Genomic DNA, 7,345 nt, shown 5'->3' with positions numbered 1-7,345 from the left:
CGCTGAAACAGCTCCCACAACTCGTCAGGGACCAGTCGCTGAAGGAATGCATCCACGTTGTATCCAACGACTGATCGCCAAATGAGTCACGATCTTAGGCGCCTACTCAGGCTCGCCGAACGGTGAGGACCTTCCCATGTCCCCGTACGGCCTCAGTCCTGAACTCCCACTGAACTTCAGCCGTCCCGCGATCGCCCCTGGTGTAAGAATCGAGACATGGCGGAACTCAACGGGGCACCAGTGACCTCGGAAGCTTTGCAAGCACTGGCCCTCATCAACTATGGCCACTTCACGTCTATGCGTGTTCAGGATCAGCAGGTAAGGGGCTTTTCCCACCATATAGACCGTCTCGCGAACGACTGTCAACTTTTATTCAACACGAGCTTGGACAGGGAGCGAGTACGCGAATTCGTTCGACATGCCGTCAGGGAAGAGCGCGGGGCATTCGTCGTTCGAGTGACCATTTTTGACCCCGCTCTTGAGCTTGGCCACCCCACGTCTTCGGCGGAACCGAGCGTACTCATCACCACACGACCGGCTATGCCGTTGCCCCCTTCTCCGATTCGCGTGCAAACGGTCAGCTATCGGCGTGACCTGCCCGAGGTGAAGCACGTTGGATTGCTAGGGCCGGTATGGCATCGACGGCAAGTTCAGATGCATGGATACGACGACGCTCTTTTTATCGACAATGCCTCTTTCGTGTCCGAGGGAGCAACGTGGAACATCGGATTCTTCGACGGAGAGCGAGTCATCTGGCCAAACGCCGAAGTACTCCCAGGGGTGACGATGAGGCTACTGAACCAGGTTCACGATAATACGATAACCGCACCGGTCAATATCCGTGACGTCCCCGTCATGCAGGCTGCGTTCGCCACGAACACAACAATAGGCGTACGAGCAATCAGCGCCATCGACAGAATAAAGCTGACTGACAACCATCCCATTTTCGAGACCCTCCGGAAAGAGTACGAGGAAATCCCGCCGGAACAACTGTAGGGAGGCAAAAGTGATTCCGATAGTTCAGATATGGTCCGGCGTAGAGATACGAGCCCTCCGGGAGGCGAAGCGGATGAGCATCCGCGCGTTCGCCGCACACCTCGGAGTGAGTGAGCGCATGGTGTCGAAGTGGGAGGCAGGGGGCGAGGGCATCCATCCCCGCCCGGTCAACCAGGCCGCTCTTGATTCATCGCTGGCCGCCTCAAGCTCCGACGTCCAGGCAAGGTTTTCCAGCCTCATCACCACCCCCGGCATGCAAACATCCGGCGAGGCTACAGACGTGATGTCTCCCGGCTCAGAGCCCCCTCTGCCCATCGGTCAGCACCAGGTGCGCCACCCCATTGACGGTAAACTGATGACGCTTATTGACGCCGGGGTCCATCTCCATGGTCCCGCTAATGAGCCGATCTACCTTCCAGCATTTTACAGCGACGTATTTCCTACGACCAACGCTGATTATGCGCGCTTCATAACGGCCACCGAACACAGAAAACCCCAGCATTGGGGAAGCAACGGCGGACCTTCAGACGAGATCTTTGATCACCCGGTTGTGTTCGTCACATGGAATGATGCGTCCGCCTATGCGGAATGGACAGCTAAAACCCTGCCGACCAGCCAGCAATGGGAGAAAGTCGCACGAGGCGTCCGAGGAGATGTCTATCCGTGGGGAAATCAACTCACCCCCGCAAAGTGCAACGTCCGTGAAGCAGGGATCAACAAGACCACGCCGGTAAACCGCTACCACAGCGGCGCCAGCCCGTACGGCGTTTATGACATGTGCGGCAATGCCTGGGAATGGTTGTCCACCAGCTCCAGCCAGGACCGATGCGAACTCAAGGGCAGCGCTTTCACAAGCCCCTTCGTTAGAGCCACTCCATCCACATTTAATGATGCGTCGATTGACATGATGGATGATGACACTGGCTTTCGATGTGTTACGCCCGCCGAAACAATGCGTGCTCTACTGAAGATGACCAGGTAATCCCCGCCGTTGTGTTTGAGGCCTCCAGTGAGAAGCTCCGCACCGGGGTGATCGACAGCGCGGGTTCACGTGGTGGAGCGGTCGATGCCCGCTTGACAATCCTGTCCGCGTCACTCCGGGTAGAGCCTGGCAGCCTGGTGGCGGGTGGGACGAACCGGTTGAAGTCGGCGGTCGTAGGGTGGAGCCCGAGGTCTTGGAGATCTGGAGGTTTGTCATGGAGTACGTGCGCCTGGGGTCCACCGGGATGAAGGTGTCGAGGGTCTGCCTCGGCATGATGAGCTACGGCGACCCCGCCAAGTGGGGCGAGTGGGTGCTGGACGAGGCCGCCTCCGAGCCGATCGTGCGCCGGGCCGCCGACGCGGGGGTGACGTTCTTCGACACCGCCGACGTCTACTCCTTCGGCGCCAGTGAGGAGGTCACCGGCCGGCTGCTCGCGAAGATCTTTCCCAGCAGGGACGACTACGTGCTGGCCACCAAGGTGTTCATGCCGATGGGCAAGAGCGTCAACTCCGGCGGCCTGTCACGCAAGCACATCCACTCCGCGATCGACGCCTCGCTGCGCCGCCTGGGCACCGACTACGTGGACCTCTACCAGATCCACCGCTGGGACCCCGACACGCCGATCGAGGAGACCATGCAGGCCCTGCACGACGTCGTACGCTCCGGCAAGGCCCGCTACCTCGGCGCCTCCAGCATGTACGCCTGGCAGTTCGCCAAGGCCCAGCACGTCGCCGAGACCCACGGCTGGACAAAGTTCGTATCGATGCAAAATCACTACAATCTGCTCTACAGAGAGGAAGAGCGGGAGATGAATCCGCTCTGCCTCGACCAGGGGGTCGGCCTGATCCCGTGGAGCCCGTTGGCCAGGGGGCTGCTGGCCCGTGCCGGATCCGAGGAGAAGACCGTCCGGGCGGGCAGCGACCCGCGCATCGACTCCCTGTACGACGACGCCGACAACGACCGCCTCATTCTCGACCGGGTCGCCCAGGTGGCGAGGGAACGCGAGGTCGCCCCCGCGCGGGTGGCGCTGTCGTGGCTGCTCCACCAGCCCGGCCTGTCGGCCCCGATCGTGGGCGCGACCAGGAACGAGCACGTGGACGACGCGGTCGCCGCGGTGGACCTGTCCCTCACCGAGAAGGAACTCGCCTTCCTCGCCGAGCCGTACCGCCCCCGGCCCGTCAGGCAGTGACCTCGCCGCCCCGGCCCCGCTTCGGCGGGGCGTGAGGCGCGTGCGACGTACGCGGCCCCCGTGCGCGGACGCCTTCCGGGGGCTCAGGTGCCCGAGGCGGCGATCACCTCGGAGACCAGGCGCGGGGAGGTGATCAGGCGGCTGTACTCGGGCTGGCGCAGTTCCCCGCCCATGAACGGGTGGGGGTTGCGGTGCACGGCGGGGCTGGGCGCGTCGACGAGGGCGGCGAAGTGGATCTCGGAGGCTCCGGTCGCCTCGACCACGCGCTGCACGTTGCGGGGTGTGATGCCGCCGCCGGGCATGACGATCAGGTCGTCGCCCGCCCGCTCGACCAGGGAGGCGACGAGCGGCGCGCCCTCCAGGGCGGTGACGTCCTGGCCGGAGGTGAGGACCCGGTCGACGCCCAGGGAGGCGAGGGTGTCCAGGGCGGCGAACGGGTCGGCGGTCATGTCGAAGGCCCGGTGGAAGGTGACCGAGAGGCCCCCGGCCGCGCCGATGAGGCGCTTGGCCACCTCGACGTTCACCTCGCCCGACGGCGTCAGCACGCCGATCACCACGCCCTGCGCGCCCGCGTCCCTGATCGTGGCCACGTCGCGCTCCATCGCCGCGACCTCGTACTCGTCGTAGATGAAGTCGCCACCCCGGGGGCGGACGATCACGTGGACCCGGATCGTCGAGACCGCGGCGAGGGTCGCCTCGACGGTGCCCAGGGTCGGGGTGAGGCCCCCCTCGAAGAGCGCCGAGCACAGCTCGACGCGGTGCGCCCCGGCCTGCTCGGCCGCGAGCGCACCCGCGGTGCTGTCGATGCAGATTTCATAGTTAAGGCTCATTTTTCCTCCAAAGCATGGATTTCACCGACTGGCCGGCCCCCGCCCAGTACCGGGACGGTCGCGAAGTCCGCCGCTCCCGCGACGTCCCCGCCGGCCGCCCTGAGCGCGGCGAGCGCGATCGCGCTCGTGGCCCGCGGGCTCCCGTCGATGACCTTGACGGCCGCCGCGTGCCCGCTGGCGAGCGCGACGACGAGGACCCCCTCGGCCCCGCCCTTGGCCACCGCCCCCGGCAGCGCCCGCATCAGCGAGGTGTTGACGTGCCCGGTCCCGCCGACGTACTCGGGGTGCTCGCGCATCGCGTCGGCGACCGCGCGCTGCGGGGTTCCCGGCTCGGCGACGACCAGGGCCCGTACGGCCCGCGCCAGCCCGGCCAGCGACAGCCCGAACAGCGGGGCGCCGCACCCGTCGACGGCGACGTGGGCCGCCTTCTCCCCCGACAGCTCCTCGGTCACCGCGCGCACCCGCCGCTGCAGGGGGTGGTCGGCGTCCAGGTAGGAGGCGGTCTCCCAGCCGGAGGCGACGGACGCGGCGAGCATCGCGGCGTGCTTGCCCGAGCAGTTCATCCGCTCGCGCGAGGCCCTCAGGCCCGCCCGGATCAGCGTGTGCCGGGTGGCCTCGTCCTCCGGCCAGTCCTCTGGGCAGCCGAGGGCGTCGAAGCCGAGCCCGGCCCCGGCGAGGATGTCGGCGACGAGCCGTACGTGGAACTCCTCGCCGGTGTGGCTGCCGGCGGCGATCGCCAGGCCGGGGCCGCTCAGGTCCGCCCCGGACAGCAGGCAGGCCAGCGACTGGAAGGGCTTGGCCGACGAGCGCGGCAGTACCGGCGCGTCGACCGCTCCCCTGGCGACGGCCACGGTGCCGTCGGGCGCCAGGGCGACGGCGCTGCCGAAGTGCACGCTCTCCACGAATCCGGAGCGCACCACTTCGGCGAGCGGGACGAGTTCAGGCACGGGCGGGTCTCCTTCTGAGGCGGCGGGCCCCCGGGGTGTCGCGGGCGTCGAGGGTACGGGCGAGTTTGGACAACGACGCGTTGACCACCAGATAGATCAGCGCGACGACGATGTAGGTCTGGATGAGCAGGCCGTTGAAGGTCGCCAGCACCTTGCCGCTGTAGAGCAGCTCGGCGTAGCTGACCACGAAGCCCAGCGAGGTGTCCTTCAGCAGGCCGACCGACTGGCTCACGATCGAGGGCAGCACCCGCCGGGCCGCCTGCGGCAGCACGATCAGGCGCATGGTCTGGCCCTGGGTGAGCCCGACCGCGAGACCGGCCTCGCCCTGGCCGCGTTCCACGGACAGGATCCCGGCGCGGAAGATCTCCGCGAACGCCGCGGCGTTCGAGATCGCCAGCGGCACCACGAGCTTCCAGAACAGCGGCAGGTCGAGCCCGTAGCGGGGCAGCGCGAACAGCACGACGTAGACCAGCAGCAGCGCCGGGACGGTCCGCACGACCTCCACGTACGTGGCCGCGGGCAGGCGTACCCACCTGTGCCGTGACAGCCGCCCGAGGGCGAGGGCGAGCCCGGCCGCCATCGCGAGCGCGGCCGAGACGACGGCGGCGAGCGCGGTGGCCCACAGCCCGTTCAGCAGGTAGCGCCACATCGGCCAGGTCGCGTACGGCGACCAGCGGTCGGCGTCGAGCTGGCCGTTGGCGGCGAACTGGCGGACCGCGAGCGCCAGCAGGAGCAGGACCGCGACCGCCCCCACCGCGGTCGCGATCCTTGTCCTGCGCCGGGCACGCGGCCCCGGCTGGTCGAAGAGGAGATTGCTCACCGGACCACCACCAGCCGTCGTTCGAGCCGGCCGGTGACGAAACCGGCGCAGGCGGCGATCAGCGCGTAGGCCAGGCCCGCCCCGACGAAGATCGGGATGGGCTGCGCCTCCGCGAGGTTCACCCTGTTGGCCGCGGCGGTCAGGTCGACGACGCCGACCGCGGCGGCGAGCGAGGTGTTCATCGTCAGCGCGATGAAGATGTTGCCGACCGGCTGGATCACCGTGCGCAGCGCCTGCGGCAGGACCACGTGGCGCAGGGACTGGCCGAAGGTCAGCCCGAGCGCGCGGGCCGCCTCGCCCTGCCCGGCCGAGACCGCGTTGACGCCGGAGCGCAGGGCCTCGGCGATGTAGGCGGCCTCGTAGAGCGCGATGACGATCATGGCCGTCACCAGCAGGTCGGCCTTGAGCCCGATCTCGGGCAGGCCGAAGACGGCGAGCACCAGCAGCACCAGCAGCGGCAGGTTCTGGAAGGTCTCCACGTAGACCGTGCCGATCCCGCGCAGGACGCCGACCGGGCTCACCCGCATGGCGGTGATCACGAGCCCCACGACCGCGGCGCCGGCGAAGGACGCCGCGGTCAGCTGGAGGGTCACCACCAGTCCCTGCCACAGCTCGGGCAGGTGGTCCAGGAGGGCGGACATCAGGACCCCGGCACCGATCCGATCTGCGGCGGGGTGGGAGCCTCGCCCTGCACGACCGTGCCGAGGGAGTTCTTCCAGGTCTTCTGCCAGAGGCCGTCGGCCTGGATCTTCTTCAGCCAGTCGTTGACGAACTTCTTGAACTGGTCGTCACCGTGCTTGAGGCCGATGCCGTACGGGTCCTCGGTGAACGGGCTGCCGACGACCTGGACCGAGGGGTCCTTCTGGGCGTTGGCGACCAGGAGCGTCTCGTCCTGGACGTAGGCGTCGCCGCGCTCCTGCTTGAGGGCCTGCATGCACTCGGGGTCGCTGCCGAAGGTCACGATCTTGGCCTGCGGGGCGAGCTTCTTGATCGCCGAGACGGCCGGGGTGTTGGCTCCGGCGATGACGGTCTTGCCGTTCAGGTCCTCGGGCTTGGTGATGCCCGTGGTGCCCTTCCTGACCGCGAGGCTCAGCCCGGAGGAGTAGTACGGCCCGGCGAAGGCGACCTGCTCGGCCCGCTCCGGGGTGATCGTGTAGGTCTGGAAGACGACGTCCACGGTGCCGTTGGACAGCAGCGCCTCGCGGGTCTCCGAGGCCGAGTTGACGATCTTCACCCTGGGCTCGCCGATGATGTACTTGGCGAGCGCCTTGCCCATGTCGGCGTCGAACCCCTCGACCTCGCCGGTCGTCGGGTTCTGCTGCGACAGCAGCGGCGCGTCGAGCGACCCGCCGACGAGCAGCTCGCCGCGCTGCTTGATCTTCTCCATGGTGGAGCCGGGCAGGATGTCCGCGGCGGCGGCGACCGGCGCCGAGGCGATCAGGTCGTTCCCCTTGGCCTCACCCGGTACGGCCGGGCTTCCCGAATCCGTACCGCCACAGGCCGAGAGGCCGAGCATGGACACAGCGGCGACAGCGACCAGCCGCTTCATGGACACCATCGGGCCCACCATCCTTTTCGATC

Annotated in this window: 8 protein-coding genes; 3 read left to right on the top strand and 5 right to left on the bottom strand. The window is 67.5% G+C overall.

Annotation, left to right across the window (positions count from 1 at the left end; genetic code table 11):
• Positions 1-216 precede the first annotated feature (216 nt).
• From ACFYWM_RS30115 to ACFYWM_RS30105, 3 genes are all read left to right on the top strand, one after another.
• Positions 217-996: an aminotransferase class IV family protein gene (locus ACFYWM_RS30115; RefSeq protein ID WP_389920299.1), complete on the top strand. Its 780-nt coding sequence runs from the start codon at positions 217-219 to the stop codon at positions 994-996.
• Between the two features lie 73 nt (positions 997-1,069).
• Positions 1,070-1,978, top strand: coding sequence for an SUMF1/EgtB/PvdO family nonheme iron enzyme (locus ACFYWM_RS30110; RefSeq protein WP_389920296.1), 909 nt, complete (start codon positions 1,070-1,072; stop codon positions 1,976-1,978).
• 214 nt (positions 1,979-2,192) lie between these two features.
• Positions 2,193-3,167: an aldo/keto reductase gene (locus ACFYWM_RS30105; RefSeq protein WP_389920295.1), complete on the top strand. Its 975-nt coding sequence runs from the start codon at positions 2,193-2,195 to the stop codon at positions 3,165-3,167.
• A gap of 83 nt (positions 3,168-3,250) precedes the next feature.
• On the opposite strand, the gene ACFYWM_RS30100 is transcribed toward ACFYWM_RS30105, so the two are convergent.
• Genes ACFYWM_RS30100 through ACFYWM_RS30080 form a run of 5 tightly spaced genes read right to left on the bottom strand, consistent with a single transcriptional unit; the run spans position 3,251 to position 7,322 of the window.
• Positions 3,251-3,997 carry a copper homeostasis protein CutC gene (locus ACFYWM_RS30100; protein WP_389920292.1) on the bottom strand — a complete coding sequence of 249 codons (747 nt, stop codon included), beginning with the start codon at positions 3,995-3,997 and terminating at the stop codon, positions 3,251-3,253.
• Entirely contained in the window at positions 3,994-4,944 is a 951-nt protein-coding gene (locus ACFYWM_RS30095; RefSeq protein ID WP_389920290.1) for an asparaginase, read from the bottom strand. Before ACFYWM_RS30095 ends, ACFYWM_RS30100 begins: the two co-directional genes overlap by 4 nt.
• Positions 4,937-5,764, bottom strand: coding sequence for an amino acid ABC transporter permease (locus ACFYWM_RS30090; protein ID WP_389920287.1), 828 nt, complete (start codon positions 5,762-5,764; stop codon positions 4,937-4,939). The genes ACFYWM_RS30095 and ACFYWM_RS30090 overlap by 8 nt, the downstream gene beginning before the upstream one ends.
• Positions 5,761-6,405 (bottom strand): amino acid ABC transporter permease, encoded by a 645-nt coding sequence (locus ACFYWM_RS30085; RefSeq protein WP_389920284.1) that lies wholly within the window; start codon positions 6,403-6,405, stop codon positions 5,761-5,763. Before ACFYWM_RS30085 ends, ACFYWM_RS30090 begins: the two co-directional genes overlap by 4 nt.
• Positions 6,405-7,322, bottom strand: a complete 918-nt coding sequence (locus ACFYWM_RS30080) for a glutamate ABC transporter substrate-binding protein (protein WP_389920281.1) — start codon at positions 7,320-7,322, stop codon at positions 6,405-6,407. The genes ACFYWM_RS30085 and ACFYWM_RS30080 overlap by 1 nt, the downstream gene beginning before the upstream one ends.
• Between the last annotated feature and the right edge of the window lie 23 nt (positions 7,323-7,345).

This window comes from Streptosporangium sp. NPDC002721 (assembly GCF_042888905.1).
In the GTDB taxonomy this organism is placed as follows: domain Bacteria; phylum Actinomycetota; class Actinomycetes; order Streptosporangiales; family Streptosporangiaceae; genus Streptosporangium.
The sequence above is the reverse complement of the archived record's forward strand: the minus strand, read 5'-3'. Positions and strand labels throughout refer to the sequence as shown.

Excerpts from the sequence above, each read along its gene's own strand:
- ACFYWM_RS30115 (WP_389920299.1), top strand. The coding sequence starts at position 217 with ATGGCGGAACTCAACGGGGCACCAGTGACCTCGGAAGCTTTGCAAGCA.
- ACFYWM_RS30110 (WP_389920296.1), top strand. The coding sequence starts at position 1,070 with ATGAGCATCCGCGCGTTCGCCGCACACCTCGGAGTGAGTGAGCGCATG.
- ACFYWM_RS30105 (WP_389920295.1), top strand. The coding sequence starts at position 2,193 with ATGGAGTACGTGCGCCTGGGGTCCACCGGGATGAAGGTGTCGAGGGTC.
- ACFYWM_RS30100 (WP_389920292.1), bottom strand. The coding sequence starts at position 3,997 with ATGAGCCTTAACTATGAAATCTGCATCGACAGCACCGCGGGTGCGCTC.
- ACFYWM_RS30085 (WP_389920284.1), bottom strand. The coding sequence starts at position 6,405 with ATGTCCGCCCTCCTGGACCACCTGCCCGAGCTGTGGCAGGGACTGGTG.
- ACFYWM_RS30080 (WP_389920281.1), bottom strand. The coding sequence starts at position 7,322 with ATGGTGTCCATGAAGCGGCTGGTCGCTGTCGCCGCTGTGTCCATGCTC.